This window comes from Methylomonas sp. 2BW1-5-20, from assembly GCF_052474515.1.
This window is the reverse complement of sequence record NZ_CP184127.1, coordinates 1,684,091-1,706,000: the sequence shown is the minus strand read 5'-3', so window position 1 is coordinate 1,706,000 and position 21,910 is coordinate 1,684,091. Positions and strand designations below refer to the sequence as shown.

Genomic DNA, 21,910 nt, shown 5'->3' with positions numbered 1-21,910 from the left:
TCAGATTTTTCCGGTGATACTGAATAACGGATCGAATATCCACTCGATCAGGCGGCGGTGATCCAGGGCCACATCGGCATCCAACAGCATCCCGGATTGTAAAGGGATAACATCCCGATAGGCTTGCACGGTTTGCGAAAACAAGGTCACGGTTACCCGGTAAACCGGTTCGTCCAAGGAGACGGGCAAGTCGATTTCATTAGGGCGGATCAGGGTTTTGGCGATCTCTTTCACTTCGCCTTTGTGGCTGCCGAAGCGTTGGTAGGGAAATGCTTGATAACGCACGGACACGGATTGTCCGGCTGCAATAAAGCCGATGGCGCGCGACGGTATCAATAGTTGAGCCTCCAGTGACGCGCCTTCCGGCAAAATCGACAGCAACGGCGCGTTGGATTGGGCCAGTTGTCCTCGTTCGGCCAGAATGGTGGTAACCACCCCGTCACGCGGTGCGGTAATCACCAGGTTTCTGCGCGATTCCGATTCGGTCAATTGTTGTTCCAGCGTCGATACCTCCCGGCCGATTGCCGCCTGATGGTTTTTGGCCTTCAGTTCGTCGGATTGCACCTGCAAACGTAACTCCTTGATTTCATGGTCGCGGGTCAAACGTTGCCGCTCCAGTTCTTGCAGCCGATATTCCTGATTCAGGAGTTCCTGCTGTTTATCCTGGGCTTGCAAATCGGAGACCGACTCGGTCGCCTGTAAGCGGCGGAAGCGACCCAATACCTCGCGCGAACCATCGACCAGTTGTTTCTGCAGATCGATTTCAGCATCGATTTTCGATCCCTCCGCTTCCATGCCTTTAATTCTTTCGGCCAGCGTATGCTGTTCGATAACGGAAATATTGCCTTGCTTGCTGAGTTCTTCTTTCAAGCTGTCCCGGCGTTCCTGCAATTTGGCAATTGCCGCTGCCTGCGCTTCCGGCGTTACCCTGGAACTACGTTCGGTAGATAACACGAACAACATGTCGCCGCGCTTGACCATTTGTCCTTCGCGGACGTGCTTCTCGATAATCGTGCCCGGTTCCGGCGCATAAACCTTAATTAAACCCATGTTCGGAGCCAGATAGCCGCTAACATGGGCCTTGCGGGTGTATTCTCCCCAGGTCGCAAACGCTATGACGATTACCGCAATCGCCGCCGCGCAGCCGGTTAACAGGGAAATCGATAAGGGTTGATGTAGCGCGATTTCGCCAAACTGGCTATCGCGACTGGACTCGAGTGCCTCCTCTCGGAACAGAGTTTGACGCATGCTTAGGCCTATACAGATCGACGTTTAAATTTCCGACGTTAATGTCAATTAAAGCGCTCGCGGGAGTGAGAACAGATAATTCCCACTCCCGAAAGCGCGGTTTACCGCTAGCCAATTACCACGTCGCGACCATACCAGCTATCGTAAACAATAACGGGTAACCAATATTTTGCCTCGCCCACCGGCACGAATTGTCCTCCCGCGACTGCATTAATTTCATTCGGTGACAATGTGATGTTGCCGTTGTCTAACTTAAGTAGGCTATCAGCTTGATTTTGGCCGGAAAAATGATTGTTGCCATGCATGATGATTCTCCAAACAATGAGTAAATGAAACGATCCTGGCGCGATTTTTTCTAACGCCGAACACATTAAAGTTCCCTTTGTACGTTCGCCCTATGAGACATTTCACACCATGAAGAAATTGGATAGAAAATTTGTCGGTATCAAGTTTTTAAATGTTATTAATAAGGAAGTAATGCGATATCAGCCTGGCGAGATGTATAGAAAAAAATTAAATCTATAAAGAATTATTAATGCCTGGAATGCCATATGGCATTCCAGGCGTATACTACTTAACTATTCAAACTTTTCCCCCAGACCGCACCCCAAATGAAGGCGTCAAAAACTACTAGGCCACCGATTATCAGAGGAACAAAACCACCGCTAACGGCTTCCATCTCGGTAACGTTTAACTCAGTACCTACCGCAAAATTTTCAGTTTTGAAAATTTGATTTTTAGTTGAGTTTATGTCCGCGGAATCTTGGTTTTTTGCATGCATATTATTTCTCCGAATGAAAAGTTTATATTACGAGTAATTTGACAGCATTACTTGGCCGTCAATAGTATTAAAACGCTGCTTTGCTTTTGCCGCGTATGAAAAATTTCACAGGGTGTAACATCCGGATTTACTTAGTTTAAAGCGCTAAAAGTTTAATTAGACAGGCAGACATGCTATAACTTGCGGATAATATAGGAAGCAAACTGCGTATAGTCATGTTTGGCTTATTCGCTGCACACTGTCTCGTTCACATCCATCCTAATCAAGTTTTTGCCAATAATGACCATGAAAAAACTCATACTAGCCGCCGCATTGTTAGCCTGCGGCCTTACTGCCGCCTTTGCTAACGACGGAAACCCGGTGCAAATCCCGAAAAAAGCGGATGCCGAAAAATGGTTGGAAGAATTCACCGAGGCGCAAGACATGACGCGTGATGCGACGTTTCTGGAAAGCTTTCAAAATCGGCAGGCGCATAAGCAACTGTTGATTGATTTGCGCGAGAAAGCCGAGAACATCTTCGGCGATGTGGTGAGCCCTTATGGGGATTGTACGAAAACGGCGGAATCAGTAAGCTGGTACTGGCAAACACAACTCTCGCTGATAAGCGATCCGACAAATAACACCAGCATCAAGGCGGCAAGTTTGGTTACCTTGGCCTGGGAAGCCGGTGAATATTATGCGAAATGTCGACAAATTATTAACACTATTAAATAAGTCGTAGCATATCCAGTCCAAAACATATTCCAGCTAACCAACTTAGGATGGATTTATGAGTAAAATCCCTTTTTTTTCTAAACTGGTCTTTTGCATCTTACTGCTGCTGGTGTTGATTGCTTTACACATAATACCTTTGCCGATTTTGGAAACCTTGATTTTGTACGTGATGATTTTTCGGCCGCCCTGGTTTAAAAATCTAGTGGACCAGCTTTATGATCGATAGGTCTAGCGAAAATAGACCGGTCGGCAAAATGTACGTAACTCACGAAGGTACGCTTTAATATTTGCAATTAGTTTTTGGCTTATTTTGCTCGGTATCGTTTGCCAAATCCTCATCTGGCCGCAAATGGTATTGTCGCTTTGAAATTGCGAGTTTGATTCTGTCGCCCGGTCTTGAGGCGATGGGTGGTTTTATCTCCGTTAAATAAGTAAACGAACAGACGATTCGGTCGTTTCACATTAACAAACCGCTGAGAAGTCTGTGTTGGATGCGCTCCGGAGTCCGCAAACGATGTGCCTAAATGTTTGCCGATTCGGAAAAATGTGGTATTTTTACAACATAAGTTTGTGGAATTTGCGATTCTCTTTGATTTTTAAAGCTTAAGTTTTAACGAGCTTGGCTTGCGTACAAAATTTTAGCGGCATCGGAATATCAAATCTTTTATTAGTAATGCAAGGAGTTTTTATGTTGAAAGCAAGATTATTGGCGGCAGCCACAATCACGACGCTCGGTTTTCTGTCGGCGGCGCGAGCCGAGGAATTCCTGGATGACAGATGGTACGCGGCGCCATTCGGCACTTTCGTGCAGCCGGGCGGCGATCGTAGCGCTCATAGTGGCTGGGGTGGTGGCTTGGGCTTGGGTAAGATCATCAACGAACATCTAAATATCGAGGTCAGAGGTTTATACCAAAACCTGGAAGGCGCCAAAACTAACGGTAACTGGGATTTGACCGGCGGTACGGTAGATGCGCAGTATTATTTGTTTAGAGATAAATTTTCGCCTTATGCAGTAGTCGGCGTGGGCGGCATCAATTCTACGCACAATGGCGACAGCGGCGCGGGCTTCATCGGCGAAGCGGGTGCGGGTTTTACTTATGAACTGCACGATAATTTCCTGATTCGCAGCGACGTTCGATACCGTTACAACAACAATTTCAACGCCAAACTACAGCCCGGCACCGAAGAATTTCATGACATGACGGTTAATCTGGGTTTCGTGATTCCATTCGGCGAAAAACCTAAAGCGGCCGTGGTTGCAAAAGCCGAGCCGACTCCGCCTCCCGCTGCTCCAGCGCCGGCTAAATTGGATTGCTCGAAATTGGATGACGACAAAGACGGCGTAAATAACTGCCTCGATAAATGCCCGACTACCTTACCGGGTGTTGAAGTCAGCGTCTTCGGCTGCTGGATCGTTGACGTTAAGTTCGATAACGACAAAGACATTATCAAACCGCAGTATTTCCCAAAACTGGATAAAGTCGTTGACCGCATCAAACAGTACCCCGATATGGCTTTCGAAGTTCAAGGTCATACCAGCAATACCGGTTCGTACAAACACAATTTGAACTTGTCGGAGCGCCGGGCATTAGCAGTTAAAAAATACCTGACCAAAGGCAGTGCTTCGCCCAACATTACTTCACACGGTTATAGCTGGGACAAACCGATCGACACCAATGAAACCGAGGAAGGCCGCGCAAATAACCGCCGCGTGCAGTTGGAAGTTGATGGCAAAGCGCAACAGCCTTTGAAAAAATAAGAAATCCAAAGCCAATTAACTTGGTGGCAAAACAAACCCGCTGCAAGGCGGGTTTTTTGTGTGGCAAGCAGAGTTGCCGGATCTCGGTTATGGGGCCAAATTGTGTTGCCTATATATACACCGGCTGAGTAGCGAAATCTATATCGTCGGTAGCTACTACTTAGATTCTCGGGCGCGCAACCATTCCTAATAGCATTGCGCGCCTATTTTAGATTAAGGCCAAAATCCTAGTGTGCCTGGCCTGCGGCTGTCGCTTCAGGCACTTCGATCAAACGGCCGGTTTTGACGTCGTAGACGTAACCATAAACCGGAATTTCACCAGGCACCAGCGGATGGGATTTGATGCGCTTAACGTCTTCCAGCACGCTCTCGGCTTGGTTTTTGATGGTTAGCCAGTTGATGTATTTGCCGTCTGTCGAACCGGGGCCTTCGCCGCCGTCGTGCCAGCCGGTGGCATCGACGCTGGCGGTTTTCAAGCTGCTGGCCAACAAGTCGCTCATGATCTCGTTGGTAAAGGTCTCCATACCGCAGTCGGTGTGATGGATCACAAACCATTCCTTGGTGCCGAGTAATTTGTAGGAAATAACCAGGGAGCGGATTGCGTCGTCGCTGGCGCGGCCGCCGGCGTTGCGAATCACGTGGGCGTCGCCTTCGGATAAGCCGGCATATTTGGCAGGGTCCAGGCGGGCGTCCATGCAGGTCAGTATGGCAAACTGGCGAGCGGGCGGCATAGCCAAATCGCCTTTGTTGAAACTGGATACATAATCGCGGTTGGCTAACAGTACTTCGTTGTGAATTTTGCTCATAAAAACCTCGGTGGGTGAAAAGACGTCTGGCCTAAACTGCAAACCAGACGAGGTAACGACTATCTCCGGGCGGCATTGTAGCCAAGCGGCATTCTGGTTTAAAGACGCTATTTGGTTTATAAAATATAAACTTTAAGTTTATATTGAGTGCCGTAATGGATAAGTTTAACAACATGCGCGTTTTTTGCCGGATAGTCGAGCTCGGGACGTTTTCCGCTGTTGCCAAAGAGTCGAAGCTTTCGACAATGATGATCAGCAAATACATCGCCCAACTGGAAGCTTCACTGGGTGTGGTGCTACTACATCGCACCACCCGTAGCCTAAGTCTGACCAGTGCCGGCGAAGCCTACTACAACCGCAGCAAACAATTGCTGGAAGACTTGGCCGATTTGGAAGCCTCCACCGCGCAGCTGGGCGAGCGGGTGAAGGGCACCATTAAAATCAGCGCGCCTATCGATTTTGGGGGCATGTACATGGTGCCTGCCATCGAAAGTTATCTAAAGCAATATCCGGAAGTGAAGATTTTAATGTCGCTGGATAATAGACCGCCGAATTTGCGGGTCGGCAGTTTCGACATTTCCTTGTTAGTCACCGATACCCTGGATCCGGGCGTGGTGGCGCGCAAGATTGCCGAGACCGAATTGTGTACCTATGCCTCGCCGGCCTACTTAGCAGAAAAAGGCTGTCCGCAAACCATAGACGAACTGAGTAATCACCAATGCCTGCACTACGTCGATACCCCGCATGGCGAGTTTTGGTTGTTTAATGTCGATGGCGAGCTGAAGAAAATCAAATCCGATTGGGTGTTGGCGTCCAATAACGGTCGTGCACTATGCGAGGCTGCTGCACTGGGTATGGGTATCGTGCAAGCGCCGAGATTGTCGGTGGCGCCGTATTTACAAAGCGGCGAATTGGTGGAGATCCTCAGGCAATACCGCCGACCGGCGCTAGCCATTTACGCCACTTATCTACAACGCCGCTTTTATCCAGCCAAATTGACGACGTTTATCGATTTTTTACTGGAGTATTTCGAGCGTTAACCGGCTTTTGGTATCACGTCACTCGATTGGTGAAAGCGGACGAATGATTTGGAAGAGCAGTTGGGCCTGAAAAATCTCGTTCGTCCTGAGTTTTGTCGAAGGGCGAGCGAGATTTTTCAATCACCCGGAGGGTGAGGGTGTTGTAGGCCGTCCATGCTTCGACTTTGCTCAGCACGAACGGCCTACAACACCCTCCAACTGCTCTTTTTAGGATAAACAATTGCGTCACGCCGCGAGAGACTTAGCCAACGCGGCGGATGACTCCCCGCTCAAAGCATTTAAGCTCGCGCACGCGGTCATTTGCTACCGTCACGAAGCTTTTTAGCTTGCACGCAACCCGTTTGAGCTTGTGCACGAGATATTTTGCTATCGGCGCAATCTTTTTTACCTTGCGTGCAAGCCTACCTAGCCTGGCGACTAAACCTAGTTGCCTTGTGGGCGAGGCAAATTGATTCTCCCGTCCGGCAAAACGCCTTGCGAGCAACCCGTTTCAGCTCGTGCACGAGGTATTTTGCTATCGTCGCAATCTTTTTTACCTTGCGCGCAAGCCTACCCAGCCTGGCGATTAAACCTAAAAGCCTTGCGGGCGAGGCAAATTGATTCGCTCGTAAGGCAAAACGGCTTGCGCGCAACGGGATTAAGCTCGCGCACAAGGTCATTTGCTATGGTCGCAAAGCTTTCTGTATTGCCCGCCAGCTTACTAAGCTATGCGGCAACGCATTTTCGCTTGAGTCCAAGCGAACGGGGTTTTCGCGAATAGCTCAATGCGATTGGCGCTAGGCTTCAAGGGCCGTAGGGCGGATGCCGATAGGCGATCCGCCAATCAGACGCCACCATACGGCGGAACCGCGATGCGTTCCGCCTTACGCGGGTTATAGCCGGTATCCCAATTTCCACCTTTGGAATCAATTGGGATTCCAATCTCGCGATAAATATCTTTCCGAGAATAGTGACTGTCAACCCTAAAGTCGTACAAATTTTCTCCTCTGTCCGAAGGGGCCGCCTAACGCCAAGTTGATACGCTGGTTAGGCATATTTTTCATTTAGTGAATGCAGCCTAAGTAGTTTATACCGAATCTCTTCTTGGCAGCAGCAGCCAGCTCTTCGGAACAACTGTCGGCTATATAGAGTCCGTAACCGTCTACCATAAAGAACGGGTTTGCAGGATCGTCCGGAGGTGGTGATAGCCCCTCAATATACTGATTGTTGCCAATCAATGCATAGCGGAGACTAGCCCATAACTCAAAACCCAAATCCAGCATATCGTCAGGGTGATACCCGGAATTCTCACCAGCCCTTACTTGTTTTTTTACAATATCCATTTCTTCAAGCAATATACCTCCTAAGGCATGTGATGCGTGATCAGCCAGCTGTATTCCTGCTTCCAATTTTGAATCAGAATTCAAATACAAGTTAACCTTAGAGTCCTCTAACATAGCCTTAATATTTTTATCAATGAACACATTTTCATCTATGTATAGTTCGTGTGATTCATTTCTTAATTTCTTGGTATCAAGCAGTTGTAATACTAACGCAACACAATAATTGCCTAACTGTCTTCGATCATGGTTTGGTAATACTAGTAAGGCTAATTTGGAACTATGTACTAGGTAACTAATAAACTTTCTTTGCTTAACAGATACTTCATTGTTGGCTTTTATAGCAGAGCTTTTATATTCGTCATCATTCGGGTTTAAGCCCATGTTTTCCCACTCCGCCCTTATTCGAGAAGATAAATCTTCCTCAGAGATCACTAAAGTACCAATTATAAATGCACCGTTATCTCTAATTGACTCATCAAAGTATAAGTTTGCCATTATTGATGCCCAACTAGTAATCAGAAAGCTCTATTTACCCACAGAGAAATGACCTTCGACAAGATAATTTATTGATCAGCATATGTTTTTCCCTTCTGTATATCATCAATGACAAGCGGCTATGACTGGTAACAATTCAATCGCTGTCATTGAATCACGTTAGGCGATAAACAGCAACGGGTCGATTGCGTCATTCGCTCTTTCCAAATAACCTGATTCTACGCTTGCAAAAACCTATGGGAATTGATGGCAGACAATTCACCTGAATGCACAGTAGTTTTTAATTTGGATACAACTCAATCAGAGTGTAATTTGCTAAAGCCCGGCTGAAAATAGGCCTCCCATTCAGGCGCCAAGCATCAATTCCACTCGCTTATTCATTATTTGCATTACTCGATAGTTGGATTGGCAAGAGGAATAGACGCAAGGTCTCGTGTCTTTTCTATTCTGATTCACCGTTCGCCGACCAGCTAGCCAGTAAGTTCTGATGCTCACTCAAGCTAGGTAATCCCGGTCTCGCCCCTATCCGCGAGCAGCAAAACGCGCCGGCTACACTGGCGTAACGCAATAATTCTATCCAGCTCAATCCACGGGCAAGGCCGGCGGCGAAGGCGCCGTGAAAGGCGTCGCCGGCACCGGTGGTGTCTATGGCAACGATAGGCGGCGCGCTTAGGCTACCTCGTTCCTGGCCGCGTTGCCAGATCAGGCCGCGCTCGCCCAAGGTAATGATTACCACCGGGGCAACTTTCGCCAGTTTGGTTAAGGCTAGGTTTTCATCGCCGGCATATTGCACCGCAAATTTTTCCGAACAGACCAGATATTCGGCTTTGTCCATCAGAGCCAAAGTGCCGTCGTGCAGCGAGCCGGCGTCTAACACTGAATGTACCGGTTGGGTTAACTGATTCAGTAAGCGAAGGGAAATATGCGGTTCGTGTCCATCGAACAACAACACTTTGGCTGCTAAGGCGTCAAAGTCGATAGCGGTGGCAGGCAAGGCGCTGGTTTGCCCTTTGTAATTGATTAACGCGCGCTGCCCGTTCGGTTTGACCAGCACCGTGGATAACGGCGTTGGCGATGCGCCGCGTACAACAAGTTGGGTATCGACGCCATGGTCTTGCAACTCCCGTAAATGACTGTCGCCATACACGTCGTCACCCAAATAGCCGCAAAACCCGGCCTTGCCGCCCAATTTGGCGACCGTGACGGCGGCATTGGCAGCCGGTCCGCCACCGCAGCCCAGCAAGTCGTCGGCGAATATTTTTTCATCGGCGCCGGGATGGTGCGGCACGGAAAACACCAAGTCATAACTGGCATGGCCGACGCAGAGCACGTCGAGCGGTTTATCGATCATTGAGCAACGCCCTTGCTGCGGTTATCCATCCGTCGCAGGAATTCGCTCATGATGGCTTTGTAAAGTTCATCGCCCAGATATTTGTCTTCCACGCCACTGTCGATGCTGGGGTTGTCGTTGACTTCTATGACATAGCCTTTGCCCTTGATTTCTTTGACATCGACGCCGTATAAGCCGTTGCCTATCGGTTGTGTGGCCCTTAACGCGGCGTCGAGTACGCCTTTGGGTACTTCAAAAGTAGGCAAGGTATCGAAATTGCCGCTGTCGGTGCGTTTGGCGCCGTGCCGGTAGATTTGCCAATGGTTTTTCACCATGAAATAGCGGCAGGCATACAGAGCTTTTTGATTGAAGATGCCTATGCGCCAATCAAAATCGGTGTACAAAAATTCCTGGGCCAGCAACAGCGCCGATTGCTCGAACAGTTCGGCAACTTTGCTTTCCAGTTCCTGGCGGTTATGCACTTTGACGATGCCGCGCGAGAATGAGCCGTCCGGAATTTTGATCACCACCGGGTACCCGGCGATGGCTTCCAAATTATCCAGGTGTTGGGTATTGCCCTTGTGCAATATCCAGGTTTTCGGCGACGGGACTTTATGGGTGCGGAACAAGTCGGCCAGATAGACTTTGTTGGCGCAACGCAAGATAGAGGTCGGATCGTCGATCACCACCAAGCCTTCTGCTTCGGCTTTTTTGGCGAAACGGTAGGTGTGATGGTCGATGGCAGTGGTTTCGCGGATGAATAAACCGTCGAACTCCGGCAGGCGGCCGTAATGATTCAGGGTGATCAGTTCCACATCGATACCCAGTTGCCGGCCGGCATCGATAAACTTTTTCAGCGCGCCGCGATTGCTGGGAGGCAATTGCTCGGACGGGTTGATCAGAATCGCCAAATCGTAACGCGCGGTCTTTCTGGCCCGGCTTTTCCGCCAGACCTTTTTGCTAAAGCGATCCAGCGCGTCGGCAAACAAAGTCTGCATCGCGTCGTCCAGTTGCTTGGGCGAGACGGCTTTTAGGTCGGTGATTTGCCATTGCTGCTCAAAGCGCAAAACAATTTCCAAAATCGGGCAGGCGAAACGCTCGAACAATAGCCGCGCCAATTCTTGAAATGCCGGTTCCGGCGTCGTGCCGAAATAGCTGTACAGGGTAAATTCGCCGTTTTTGTTTTGATGTTTGAAGGCGCGGGCCAGCGGCTGGTTTAAGTCTTCCAGTTGCAGGCGATACAGGGCATTTTTGCCCAAGTCGTTGATGACTTTAACCGAAGGAATGACGTGGTGATTCCGCGCCTCGGCCAGCAGCGAACAATAATAGCCGTCGGACAGATAGGTGTAACTGCTGCACAGGTTTATTACCCGCACCCGCTGATCGGGGTCGGTTTGTTCGCTGGCGAGATAGTCTTCAAAGCTGACCACCTGATCGCTAGGATAGTAAGGGTTCCAATCCGAAAGGTCGTCAACGACCAGCAGCGTGCTTGCCATGGTAAAAAATGCTCGGTAGGTTTAAATTAGGCGGGGATTTTGAAACCAGTCGAGTTTTAAGACAAGCCGAATTCTGCGATTCCCTTTAAGAATGCCTATTGCTTGCGGCTGAGGGGTTTGCCACACTGTACAATTATTGTCTCCGAACATTTGAGTATGCAGATGAGTTTGTCCCCATACGGCACTGAAATCGACACCGGCGTATTCCCGGCTAGTTATGCTACTGCCCGCCAGACTTGGTTGTCGCTAATCACAGAGATGGAACACCCTGTGCGGCATGAGATTTATCAATGCGCCGGACTGGGGCCGGACGGTGAAGCTCTGTTGACAGATATCGCATGGATAGGCGATGAAAATGCTGACAATCTGGTGGTGGCTATTGCCGGCACGCACGGTGTGGAAGGCTTTGCCGGCAGCGCGATCCAGCTTGATTTGTTGCAAGGATTACGCAAGCGTCAGTTTGACATTCCAAACGATACCGCGATATTGCTGATTCATGCGTTAACGCCCTGGGGATATGCCTGGTCGCGGCGCTGCGACGCCGACGGCGTGGATTTGAATCGCAATGCGGTGGATTTTGCACAGTCATTACCCGAAAACCCGGATTATGACAATTTGCGAGAATGGCTATTTGTGGCGGATAGTAGCCAAAGACAGCAGGCATTTGCCGAGTTTAGCCGGCAATACGGCCGAGTCGCGCTGGAAAAAGCCATCAGTGGCGGTCAATACCGAGACCCGTCCGGACCGTTTTACGGTGGCGGGGCGCCGGCGCATGGACGTATGGTCTGCGAGGATTTGATTCAACGTCACAATTTGGCGCAACGCCGCGTGGCGGTGGTGGATCTTCATACCGGTCTCGGTCCTTATGGTTACGGGGAAATTATTTGCGATCACAACCCGGATAGCCCCGGTGCGGCGGTTGCGCAAAACTGGTATGGCGATTCGGTGGCCCTGCCGCTGGCGGGTACGTCCAGTTCGGTGCCCAAACTGGGCTTGTTGGATTATCTGTGGCACGCCAACATGAATCCGCAAAGTTGTTATATGACGCTGGAGTTTGGCACTTACAGCACCGACCATTTGTTTGAGGTTTTGCTGCGCGATCATCAACTTTGGGCGGTAGAGGATAATCACGATCAACGTTTCGCGCATAGCATGGTGATGCGGCATCATTTCTGCCCCAACGACAACGCCTGGCAGGAAATGGTGTTATTTCGGGCTCGGCAAGTGCTGGGGCAGGCGTTGCGCGGAGTGTCGTCGTGACCGCTTTACAGGCCGTAGCGAATACGTTGGCGGTGCGCCCGGCGCAAAGCGCGGATCTTGAAGGCTTGGTGGCTTTGGAAAATGCCAGCTTCGCGACCGATAAATTAAGCCGGCGCAGTTTTCGGCATTGGCTGAGTTCCGAACATCGCGCCCTATTGGTAGCGGAATGGGAGGGACTGGTGGCAGGGTATATTTTGATTATTTATCACCCCGGCACTCGTTTGGCGCGGATTTATTCATTGGCGGTAGCGCCGCAGCTGCGCGGCAAAGGCATAGCCAAGACTTTAATGCTGGCCGGCGAGCAAGCGGCGCGCGACGATGGCCGCCTGTATCTGCGTTTGGAAGTCAGCGTGGATAACACCCCGGCCATCCGCTTGTACGAGGCGCTGGGTTTTCAAAAATTTGGTTTGTATCGCGATTATTACCAAGACCATAAAGATGCGTTGCGTTACCAAAAGCGGATTCGCCGTTATCGCGATACCCCGCAGCATCGTTCCGTACATTGGTTGCGGCAAACCACGCCGTTTACCTGCGGCCCGGCGGCTTTGATGATGGCGATGCATGCGTTGGATAAGAGTTATTTGCCGTCGCGCGAGCAGGAAATCGAGCTATGGCGCGAAGCGACGACAATTTTTATGACTTCCGGACACGGAGGTTGTCATCCCATCGGTTTAGCGCTGGCCGCAAAACGCCGGCAGTTTTCGGTGGAAGTCTGGATCAATCAAACCGGCTCCTTGTTTATCGACAGTGTGCGCAGCGAAGATAAAAAACAGATCGTCGAGCTGGTCGATACCTGTTTCAAGCGCGACGCGGCGGAGCAGGGCGTGGCGATCCATTACGCCAACGTCACGCAGAACGATTTGATAGCCGCGTTCGAAGCCGGGGCAATACCGCTTATTCTGATCAGTACTTTTTCGATGGACAGGAAAAAAGCCCCGCACTGGGTGGTGATGAGCGGTTTTGATAAGGATTGTTTGTACATGCACGATTCCGATCCGGACGACGGCCGGCAGAATGAGTTGGATTGCCAGTTTATTCCGATTGCCCGCGAGGATTTCGACCGCATGTCCTGTTTCGGCAAATCGCGGCTGCGGACGGCGGTCATTGTGCGACCGGGTGCATAGTGCGAGCTTTTCGTTCTCAGACGACGGTGTAAACGGTACAATTGCGTATGCAACAACGAATATTCAAGAGACCTTGCCCATGAACGACCATAATCAAGACGACGGCAGCAAGAAAGTTAAAAACATTGCGGCAGTGCTTTACCTGTTGGTACTGACGTTTCTAGTCGGCGGCTCTTACCTGCATCAGCAGGAAGCGGATGCCGGTCAAGTAGCGTCAACAACTGCCGTACAACCCTAAGTTTCGGTCGGTAGCGGTTTTCGACCGCATCCCGTTGCACCGTAATTGACATCGCTTCGCAACAACAGTACCTTAGCCGGCTTTTCTTTAGAAGCCGTCTCCAAAACCAGAATCTCAAGAGTCATTAATGGAAGAATTTCATCGCATTAGCCGTCTGCCGCCTTACGTTTTTAACATCGTCAACGAGCTGAAAGCCAAAGCTCGAGCGGAGGGCGAGGACGTTATCGATTTTGGTATGGGCAATCCTGATCAGCCCACGCCCAAGCACATCCTCGACAAGATGTTGGAAGTGGCGCAACGCGATGACACCCACCGTTATTCGGTATCCAAAGGTATACCCAGATTACGGAAAGCAATTTGCGGTTGGTACAAAAAACGGTTTGATGTTGATTTGGATTTCAACACCGAGGCTATCGTCACGATAGGCTCGAAAGAAGGTTTGTCCCATCTGGCCCTTGCGACCCTCGGGCCGGGCGATGTCGTGCTGGTGCCGAATCCGGCTTACCCGATACATCCCTATGGCGTGGTGATTGCCGGCGCGGATATTCGGCATGTACCGTTGACGCCAGGCGTCGATTTCTTCGAGGAATTGCGTAAAGGCATTGCGGAATGCTGGCCCAAGCCGAAAATGTTGATTTTAAATTTTCCAGGTAATCCGACCTGCCAATGCGTGGAGCTGGATTTTTTCGAGAAAGTGGTGGCGATTTGTAAAGAGCATGGCATCTGGATCGTCCACGACATCGCTTATGCAGACATTGTATTCGATGGATATGTGGCCCCGTCGATTTTACAAGTGGAAGGCGCGAAAGACATCGCTGTCGAATTTTTCTCCTTATCCAAAAGTTACAACATGCCCGGCTGGCGCGTTGGTTTCATGTGCGGTAACCCAACACTGGTAGCGGCCTTGACCCGGATCAAATCCTATATGGACTATGGTACGTTTACACCTATCCAGGTGGCGGCGATCACCGCATTGGAAGGCCCGCAAGATTGCGTGAAAGAAATATGCGATATGTACAAGGCGCGCCGCGATGTGCTGTGCGATGGTCTGAATGCGATGGGTTGGCATGTGGAAAAACCGAGGGCGACCATGTTTGTTTGGGCCAAAATTCCGGAAGCCTATCGGGAAATGGGTTCCATTGAATTTGCCAAGAAGTTGATAATCGACGCCAAGGTAGCGGTATCGCCCGGCATTGGCTTTGGTCAACACGGCGACGACCATATCCGCTTTAGTTTGATCGAAAACGAGCACAGAACTCGCCAAGCCTTGCGCAGCATCCGCAATATGCTGAAAAAAGACAACGTAGTATAATCGCCGCCATTTTGGGTATAACGCTAGGAGTCAGGTTTGAAGCCGGTAACAGTTGGGGTTTTGGGATTGGGTACCGTCGGTGGCGGTACCGTCAACGTACTGAAAAGGAATGCCGGGGAAATTGCTCGCCGGGCCGGCCGTGAAATTGTGGTCACCCGCGCCTCCGCGCGCGATCTGAACCGGACGCGGATTTGCGCTACCGACGGCATTGCCTTGACCAGCGATCCGTTCGAGATCGTCAACGATCCTGACATCGATGTGGTGGTCGAACTGATCGGCGGCTACGATCTGGCTAAACAACTGGTGTTGACGGCGATTGCCAACGGCAAGCACGTGGTCACCGCCAATAAGGCTTTGATCGCGCTGCATGGCAATGAAATCTTCGCGGAAGCCAGTAAAAAAGGCGTAATGGTATTGTTCGAAGCGGCGGTGGCGGGCGGCATACCGATCATCAAAGCCATCCGCGAAGGTTTGGCCGGTAACCGCATCAAATGGCTGGCCGGCATCATCAACGGCACCGGCAATTTCATCCTCACCGAAATGCGCGATAAGGGCCGTGACTTCGCCGATGTGTTGGCCGAAGCGCAGGCTTTGGGGTACGCGGAAGCCGATCCGACTTTCGATGTGGAAGGCATCGATGCCGGGCATAAATTGACCATTTTGGCGTCAATCGCCTTTGGCATCCCGCTGCAATTCGAAAAAGTCTTCACCGAAGGTATCACCAAAATCACCCGCCTGGATGTGGAGTACGCCGAAGCGCTGGGTTACCGGATCAAAAATCTGGGCATCGCCCGCAAAACCGAGGATGGCATCGAGTTACGTGTGCATCCGACGCTGATTCCCAAGCGGCGCTTGATCGCCAATGTTGATGGCGTGATGAATGCCGTCTTGGTGTGCGGCGATGCGGTTGGACCGACCTTGTATTATGGCGCCGGTGCCGGCGCTGAGCCGACAGCTTCAGCCGTAGTCGCTGACTTGGTAGACGTGGTCAGAGCGATGACCAGCGACCCGGAAAACAGAGTGCCGCATCTGGCGTTCCAGGCCGATGCGATTGCCGACATTCCGGTGTTGCCTGCCGAGCAAATTCGAACCGCTTACTACCTGCGCCTGACCGCCGAAGACAAACCCGGCGTATTGGCAGACGTGACCCGGATTCTGGCCGCGCACAATATCAGCATCGAAGCCTTGATTCAAAAAGAGCCGCCGCAAGGCGAGACTTCAGTGCCGATCATTATGTTGACGCAACTGACGCTGGAAAAAGAAATGAACGCCGCGATTGCGGCCATCGAAGCGCTGGCGACGGTCAGCGGCAAAGTGGCGCGCATCCGCTTGGAAACTTTAGGATAAACAATGGCAACCCAAACCCTTTACACAGGTATTATCGAACGTTACCGCGACCGCTTGCCGGTCTCCGCCGACACCCGGCTGATCAGTCTTTGCGAAGGTAATACGCCGCTGATTCAACTGCAAAATATTCCGCGATTGATCGGCAAGGATGTCGACATCTATGTGAAATTCGAAGGCTTGAATCCGACCGGCTCTTTCAAGGATCGCGGCATGACCATGGCTGTCACCAAGGCCGTGGAAGAGGGCAGTCAGGCCATTATCTGTGCCTCGACCGGTAATACTTCAGCGGCTGCCGCTGCTTACGCGGTGCGGGCTGGCATTCGTGCCTTCGTGTTGATTCCCGAGGGCAAAATTGCTTTAGGCAAATTGGCGCAAACCATGATGTACGGGGCCAAAATTATTCAGATCAAAGGCAATTTCGATGCCGGTATGGATATTGTCAAAAATATTACTGCGCATGCGCCGGTGACCATCGTTAATTCGATCAACCCTTTTCGACTGGAAGGCCAAAAAACCGCCGCTTTCGAGATTGTCGACGCCTTGGGCGCGGCGCCCGATTTCCATTGCTTGCCCGTGGGTAACGCCGGCAATATCACGGCCTATTGGAAAGGCTATAAGGAATATTCGACCGATAGCGCGACGCATAAAGCGGTGACCAACAAACGTCCGGTGATGTGCGGCTATCAGGCTGCCGGTGCCGCGCCATTTTTGGCGGGCCACCCGGTGGAGAATCCGGAAACGGTTGCTACGGCTATCCGCATCGGCAATCCGCAATCCTGGGACGGTGCCTGGGCCGCGCAGAAGGAATCCGGCGGCTGGTTCGAAAAGTTCACCGACGCACAGATTTTGGCCGCGCAAAAAATGTTGTCGGCCTATGAAGGTATTTTCTGCGAGCCGGCCTCCGCCACTTCGTTGGCTGGTGCCTTGCACGACATCGCAAATGGCAACATCCCGGAAGGTAGCAAGATCGTCTGTACCTTGACTGGTAACGGTATCAAAGATCCCGATACCGCTATCGCTCAGTGCAAGGACGATCAACCAATAACGATAGACGCCACGCTGGATGCGGTGAAAAAAGCTATTCTGGATTCGATGTGATTCTAACGATGAGCATCGTAAAGCCGGCAATTGCCGGCTTTTTTATTGTCTGATATGTATCTGCAAAGCGTAAAAAAAGTAATCGTACCGAGGCCAGAGTTGGTCAAGCATTCGCATTTCGGCGAGATGGATTCGGTCCTGCAACGCATATTCAGCAGTCGCGGTGTACAAAATGCCGAGGAGTTGGATCGTAGTCTGGCGAGTTTGCCTTCGCCGTGGTTGTTGACCGGCATGAAGGAAGTGGTTGAGCACTTGGTTTCGGCTATCAAGCAGCGGCAAAAGATTACCGTAGTGGCCGATTTTGATGCCGATGGCGCCACCAGTTGTGCGTTGGCCTTGAAGGGCTTGAGCTTGCTGGGAGCCGGCGCGGTGGATTTTGTGGTGCCCAATCGTTTCGAATACGGTTACGGTCTGACCCCGGAAATCGTCGAACTGGTGAAACGGCAAACGCCCGACATTATCGTCACGGTCGATAACGGCATTTCCAGTATCGAGGGTGTCAACGCCGCTAAAGCTGCCGGTATTAAGGTATTGATCACCGATCACCATTTGCCCGGTCTGGAATTGCCGGCTGCCGATGCGATCGTTAATCCTAATCTGCCGGATGACAAATTCCCCAGTCGGCATATCGCCGGTGTGGGGGTGATGTTTTACATCTTAATGGCCTTGCGGATTCGTTTGCGCGAGTTGCATTGGTTTGAAAAAGCCGGCATCGCCGAGCCGAATCTGGCACGTTTGCTGGATTATGTGGCATTGGGTACGGTGGCGGACGTGGTGGCTTTGGATCAAGTTAACCGCATCTTGGTGCATCAGGGCTTGTTGCGAATTCGCTCCGGGCAATGTCAGCCCGGTATCAAGGCTCTTGCTGAAGTCGCCGGCAAGCAATTGTCCGGGATACACGCCAGTGATCTAGGTTTTTCCATCGCGCCGCGTTTGAACGCAGCCGGGCGGATGGACGATATGTCCCTGGGGATTCAGTGTTTGCTAACCGACGATGCCGGGCTGGCGCATGACATAGCCGAGCAATTGCATGCCTTGAACCAGGACCGAAAAGAAGTCGAAGGGCAGATGAAGACCGAGGCTATGGCTTTGCTTTCGGAAATGAAAGCACTCGACGAAAAACATGTGCCGGCAGGGGTTTGTTTGTACGACGGCAATTGGCATCAAGGGGTGATCGGTATCCTGGCATCACGCATCAAAGACCGCTTACACCGGCCGGTGATCGCATTTGCGCCGGCCGATAATGGCGATATCAAGGGTTCGGCCCGCTCCATCAATGGCGTGCATATTCGTGACGTGCTGAGCGAGATTGCCGCCAAGCATCCACAGATTTTAAGTAAGTTCGGCGGTCATGCGATGGCGGCTGGTCTGACGATAAAATTGCACGACTATCCGCATTTCGCGTTGGCTTTTGCCGAGACGGTGGCGGCGAAACTGGAATTAGTAGACCTGGAGCAGAAAGTCTATTCCGACGGCGAACTGGACGAGCAACACATGACTTTGTCCTTCGCGGAAATTCTCCAGCAAGCGGCGGTATGGGGGCAAACCTTCCCGGAGCCAGTATTTAATGGCGTCTTCGATGTGATTCAATGCCGGATCGTCGGCCAGCAGCATTTGAAGTTTGTGTTGCGCTTGCCGTTCAGCGGCCAGTTGTTGGATGCGATAGCGTTTTTTGCCGATCACCCCGAGAAATGGTTGGGTTGCCGGAAAATCAATGCGGCGTATAAGCTGGATATTAACGAATTTCGCGGGCAACGCAGCCTGCAACTGTTGTTGCATTATCTGGAGAAATGGGAATAACAACCTATGTCTGAGAGATTGTTACGCTGGATAGATGGGCATACGCTGGCCTTGCTGTTGGCGATTATGCTGTTGCGCGGCGGGTTTTTGCTGGTCAATGGCTTTGATTTGATTGGCGACGAAAGCTATTACTGGGATTGGTCGCGGCAACCGGATTGGTGTTATTACAGCAAGCCGCCGATGATAGCTTGGCTGATCGGCGTGTTTACCTGGCTGTTGGGCGATTACACATTTACCGTGCGTTTGCCGGCACTGCTGTTGGGTACGGTATTTCTATGGTTTTTTCACGCCACAGCAAAGGCATTTTACGGTGCGCGCGGTGGCGCTTTGGCGCTGTTGCTGGTGTTGGCGACGCCGATCAATGTCTTGGCCAACTTTCTGATGACCATCGATGCGCCGCTGTATTGTTTCTGGATGATGAGCATTTATTACCTGAGGCAGGCGCTGTTCGACCAACAGGCGCGCGCCTGGTTTTGGGCGGGTCTAGCAAGTGCAGCGGCCTTGCTGAGCAAGCAATCGGCATTGATCCTGCCGTTGATGTTGGCGATCTTTTTAGCCTTGGATGGTCAGCGGCGCGGCTTGCTGAAAAAAGAATTTTTTGTCTATTTAACGCCTATTGTGATCGCGGCAGTGCCGATTTTATGGTGGAACCAGCAACACGATTGGGTGATGTTCGGGCATAGCAAAAGTCATTTCGGCAACCATGAAACAGTCAGTTTGCTTAAGCATTTACAGTGGGCCGGGGAGTTTTTGCTCTACCAGATTTTATTAGTCTCGCCGGTGCTGTTTGTAGTGGTAGTGGTGAGTAGTGTCCGGGCGTCGTTTAATTTTAAATGCTTGCCCGCCGAACAACGGTTTTTACTGTTGCTGGGGCCGGCGACATTGTTAGGGGTGCTGCTGTTAAGTGTTTTGCAAAAAGCCCAGGGCAATTGGCCGATGCCATTTTATTTTACCGGCCTGATTTTGTTGGCCGGTAACTGGTTGGCAGGTGCTTGGAGAAAGACCTTAAAATACGGCATCGTGCTGGGTTATGCGATGGTGCTTTTGACCTATCTGTTGCCCATCGTTTTGCAAGTCTTCAAATTACAGAATACGGCGTTCGATCCCACCAAGCGTTTCAATAGTTGGCGGGAGTTGGCGATTAATGTGCATTTCGAGCGATTGATCAGCTTACCCAATCTGGATAACACCTTTGTGGTAGCCTTGGGCCATCGTTATCTAGCCAGCGAGTTGGCGTTTTATTTGCCCGATCATCCCAAGGTTTATCGTTTCGAAACCAGTGGCTTGGTGACGTCGCAATACGAGGTCTGGCCCGGCCCAGAAGCGTTCGTCGGTAAAAATGGCTTTGTGATTGGCGAATTCGCCGAGGAAAATCTGCCTGTTGAATTGACTGCAGCGTTTGAGCGTTTTCGATTTTTGGCTCAAATCCCTAATCCCGGCAAGCCGGCTTCGCCGTATTACCTATATTTGGGCGAAAACTTGAAATTTTGGCCGCAAACCGTTCGTCTAACGCGAGACAAGGAAAATAATGCCCCATCGGAAAATTAAACGCGCGCGCCGCGAAATGTTGATAGTGTCCGTGTTGGCGCTGGTGACTACTGCGGTATTTTGGCTAACCGATCTCGATTTGCGTTTGGCCGCACTGTTTTACCGGCCGGAAAACCCTGCCGATGTTTGGCCGTTTCAGCATTGGTGGCCCTGGAAATTACTATACGACTACGCTTTTCCGTTTACCGTCTGGTCAGGTTTGATGGCATTAGCAGTGTATATCGTCAGTCATTTTCATGCCTATACCGCCCGTTTTCGCAGAAAAGCTTTGTATATATTGTTGGTGATTGCGCTCGGGCCCGGCTTGGTGGTCAATTTGATCGTCAAGGATCATTGGGGGCGGCCGCGACCGGTGCATGTTACGCAATTCGGCGGCCAATATGCCTACGTGCCGCCGGCCAAGTTAGGTCATACCGCGGATAAGTCTTTCGTCTGCGGGCATTGCTCGGTGGGCTATACGTTTTTTGTGTTGTATTTTCTGTCGCAAAACCACAAGCTCATCTATTTTTTACTGACCTTGGTGTTGGCCTGGACCTTGGGTTTTACTCGAATGACATCGGGCGGGCATTTTGTTTCCGACATATTATGGTCGGGTTATCTAGTGTTTTTGGTGGCTTTTGCCTTGTATTACGGCTGGTATATTCGGGTCAAACCGTTAGCCAAGGCTGCCGATTGAGCAGGCCTCTTAAAATTTGGGTAGACGCGGATGCGTGCCCTAATTTGATCAAAACGGTATTGTTCCGGGTTGCGCAAAAAAAGCAGCTGGAATTGCTGCTGATTGCCAATCAGACAATTGCCGTGCCGCCGTCCCGATATATTAAATCGATTCGGGTTGGCGGTGGTTTCGACGTGGCGGACGATTACATCGTCGAACATTTGCGGACCGGCGATTTGGCGATTACCGGCGATATTCCGCTGGCCGCGAAGATCGTAGCCAAGCAGGGTTTTGTAATCAATCCGCGCGGCGAAGCCTACACTGTAGAAAATATCGGCGAAAAACTCGCAATGCGCGATTTTATGGAAGGCTTGCGCGATAACGGCTTGGCGGCGGGCGGTGCGGCGGCCATGGCGGCGAAAGACGTACAAAATTTCGCTAATGCGCTGGATCGGTTTCTGACGGCCAGACAAATATAACAGGCTGAGTTTTCAGGGTTAGCTTGATATAATGGCTCAGTTTTGTATACCTAAATAC

The 21,910-nt window shown here is 51.0% G+C and carries 21 protein-coding genes; 14 read left to right on the top strand and 7 right to left on the bottom strand.

The window, feature by feature from the left end:
* From ACH50O_RS07820 to ACH50O_RS07810, 3 genes are all read right to left on the bottom strand, one after another.
* Positions 1 to 1,248, bottom strand: coding sequence for an HlyD family secretion protein (locus ACH50O_RS07820; RefSeq protein ID WP_446811459.1), 1,248 nt, complete (start codon positions 1,246 to 1,248; stop codon positions 1 to 3).
* A 107-nt stretch (positions 1,249 to 1,355) separates the two neighbouring features.
* Positions 1,356 to 1,553, bottom strand: a complete 198-nt coding sequence (locus ACH50O_RS07815) for a hypothetical protein (protein WP_446811458.1) — start codon at positions 1,551 to 1,553, stop codon at positions 1,356 to 1,358.
* Positions 1,554 to 1,822: 269 nt separating this feature from the next.
* Complete coding sequence (locus tag ACH50O_RS07810) at positions 1,823 to 2,029, bottom strand: hypothetical protein (RefSeq protein ID WP_446811457.1); 207 nt, start codon at positions 2,027 to 2,029, stop codon at positions 1,823 to 1,825.
* A 285-nt stretch (positions 2,030 to 2,314) separates the two neighbouring features.
* On the opposite strand from ACH50O_RS07810, the gene ACH50O_RS07805 reads away from it, so the two are divergent.
* The 3 genes from ACH50O_RS07805 to ACH50O_RS07795 all read left to right on the top strand — a co-directional run bounded on the left by ACH50O_RS07805 (position 2,315) and on the right by ACH50O_RS07795 (position 4,502).
* Positions 2,315 to 2,743: a hypothetical protein gene (locus ACH50O_RS07805; RefSeq protein WP_446811456.1), complete on the top strand. Its 429-nt coding sequence runs from the start codon at positions 2,315 to 2,317 to the stop codon at positions 2,741 to 2,743.
* A 55-nt stretch (positions 2,744 to 2,798) separates the two neighbouring features.
* Positions 2,799 to 2,969: a hypothetical protein gene (locus ACH50O_RS07800; RefSeq protein WP_446811455.1), complete on the top strand. Its 171-nt coding sequence runs from the start codon at positions 2,799 to 2,801 to the stop codon at positions 2,967 to 2,969.
* Positions 2,970 to 3,431: 462 nt separating this feature from the next.
* Positions 3,432 to 4,502 carry an OmpA family protein gene (locus ACH50O_RS07795; RefSeq protein WP_446811454.1) on the top strand — a complete coding sequence of 357 codons (1,071 nt, stop codon included), beginning with the start codon at positions 3,432 to 3,434 and terminating at the stop codon, positions 4,500 to 4,502.
* A gap of 227 nt (positions 4,503 to 4,729) precedes the next feature.
* Here the strand turns inward: ACH50O_RS07795 and ACH50O_RS07790 are convergent, their stop codons facing one another.
* A complete protein-coding gene (locus ACH50O_RS07790) occupies positions 4,730 to 5,308 on the bottom strand; it encodes a beta-class carbonic anhydrase (protein ID WP_446811453.1) in 579 nt (192 codons plus the stop codon).
* A 155-nt stretch (positions 5,309 to 5,463) separates the two neighbouring features.
* Between ACH50O_RS07790 and ACH50O_RS07785 the strand changes: the two genes are divergently transcribed.
* Positions 5,464 to 6,348, top strand: a complete 885-nt coding sequence (locus tag ACH50O_RS07785; protein WP_446811452.1) for a LysR family transcriptional regulator — start codon at positions 5,464 to 5,466, stop codon at positions 6,346 to 6,348.
* Between the two features lie 1,043 nt (positions 6,349 to 7,391).
* Here ACH50O_RS07785 and ACH50O_RS07780 read toward each other — a convergent pair.
* The 3 genes from ACH50O_RS07780 to ACH50O_RS07770 all read right to left on the bottom strand — a co-directional run bounded on the left by ACH50O_RS07780 (position 7,392) and on the right by ACH50O_RS07770 (position 10,991).
* Entirely contained in the window at positions 7,392 to 8,165 is a 774-nt protein-coding gene (locus ACH50O_RS07780) for a hypothetical protein (protein WP_446811451.1), read from the bottom strand.
* Between the two features lie 442 nt (positions 8,166 to 8,607).
* Positions 8,608 to 9,516 (bottom strand): carbohydrate kinase family protein, encoded by a 909-nt coding sequence (locus ACH50O_RS07775; RefSeq protein WP_446811450.1) that lies wholly within the window; start codon positions 9,514 to 9,516, stop codon positions 8,608 to 8,610.
* Positions 9,513 to 10,991 (bottom strand): RimK family protein, encoded by a 1,479-nt coding sequence (locus ACH50O_RS07770; protein WP_446811449.1) that lies wholly within the window; start codon positions 10,989 to 10,991, stop codon positions 9,513 to 9,515. Before ACH50O_RS07770 ends, ACH50O_RS07775 begins: the two co-directional genes overlap by 4 nt.
* Before the next feature lie 162 nt (positions 10,992 to 11,153).
* Between ACH50O_RS07770 and ACH50O_RS07765 the strand changes: the two genes are divergently transcribed.
* The 10 genes from ACH50O_RS07765 to ACH50O_RS07720 all read left to right on the top strand — a co-directional run bounded on the left by ACH50O_RS07765 (position 11,154) and on the right by ACH50O_RS07720 (position 21,852).
* Positions 11,154 to 12,251 (top strand): DUF2817 domain-containing protein, encoded by a 1,098-nt coding sequence (locus ACH50O_RS07765; protein WP_446811448.1) that lies wholly within the window; start codon positions 11,154 to 11,156, stop codon positions 12,249 to 12,251.
* Positions 12,248 to 13,375: a peptidase C39 family protein gene (locus ACH50O_RS07760; protein ID WP_446811447.1), complete on the top strand. Its 1,128-nt coding sequence runs from the start codon at positions 12,248 to 12,250 to the stop codon at positions 13,373 to 13,375. Before ACH50O_RS07765 ends, ACH50O_RS07760 begins: the two co-directional genes overlap by 4 nt.
* A gap of 79 nt (positions 13,376 to 13,454) precedes the next feature.
* Positions 13,455 to 13,613 (top strand): hypothetical protein, encoded by a 159-nt coding sequence (locus tag ACH50O_RS07755; protein WP_446811446.1) that lies wholly within the window; start codon positions 13,455 to 13,457, stop codon positions 13,611 to 13,613.
* A gap of 127 nt (positions 13,614 to 13,740) precedes the next feature.
* A complete protein-coding gene (gene alaC, locus ACH50O_RS07750; RefSeq protein WP_446811445.1) occupies positions 13,741 to 14,925 on the top strand; it encodes an alanine transaminase in 1,185 nt (394 codons plus the stop codon).
* A gap of 36 nt (positions 14,926 to 14,961) precedes the next feature.
* Positions 14,962 to 16,272 (top strand): homoserine dehydrogenase, encoded by a 1,311-nt coding sequence (locus ACH50O_RS07745; RefSeq protein WP_446811444.1) that lies wholly within the window; start codon positions 14,962 to 14,964, stop codon positions 16,270 to 16,272.
* Between the two features lie 3 nt (positions 16,273 to 16,275).
* Positions 16,276 to 17,370 (top strand): threonine synthase, encoded by a 1,095-nt coding sequence (gene thrC / locus ACH50O_RS07740; RefSeq protein WP_446811443.1) that lies wholly within the window; start codon positions 16,276 to 16,278, stop codon positions 17,368 to 17,370.
* 54 nt (positions 17,371 to 17,424) lie between these two features.
* Positions 17,425 to 19,170 carry a single-stranded-DNA-specific exonuclease RecJ gene (gene recJ, locus ACH50O_RS07735; protein ID WP_446812125.1) on the top strand — a complete coding sequence of 582 codons (1,746 nt, stop codon included), beginning with the start codon at positions 17,425 to 17,427 and terminating at the stop codon, positions 19,168 to 19,170.
* A 6-nt stretch (positions 19,171 to 19,176) separates the two neighbouring features.
* A complete protein-coding gene (locus ACH50O_RS07730) occupies positions 19,177 to 20,718 on the top strand; it encodes an ArnT family glycosyltransferase (RefSeq protein WP_446811442.1) in 1,542 nt (513 codons plus the stop codon).
* A complete protein-coding gene (locus tag ACH50O_RS07725; protein ID WP_446811441.1) occupies positions 20,699 to 21,394 on the top strand; it encodes a phosphatase PAP2 family protein in 696 nt (231 codons plus the stop codon). The genes ACH50O_RS07730 and ACH50O_RS07725 overlap by 20 nt, the downstream gene beginning before the upstream one ends.
* Positions 21,391 to 21,852 carry a YaiI/YqxD family protein gene (locus ACH50O_RS07720; protein WP_446811440.1) on the top strand — a complete coding sequence of 154 codons (462 nt, stop codon included), beginning with the start codon at positions 21,391 to 21,393 and terminating at the stop codon, positions 21,850 to 21,852. The genes ACH50O_RS07725 and ACH50O_RS07720 overlap by 4 nt, the downstream gene beginning before the upstream one ends.
* The last annotated feature ends 58 nt before the right edge of the window (positions 21,853 to 21,910 follow it).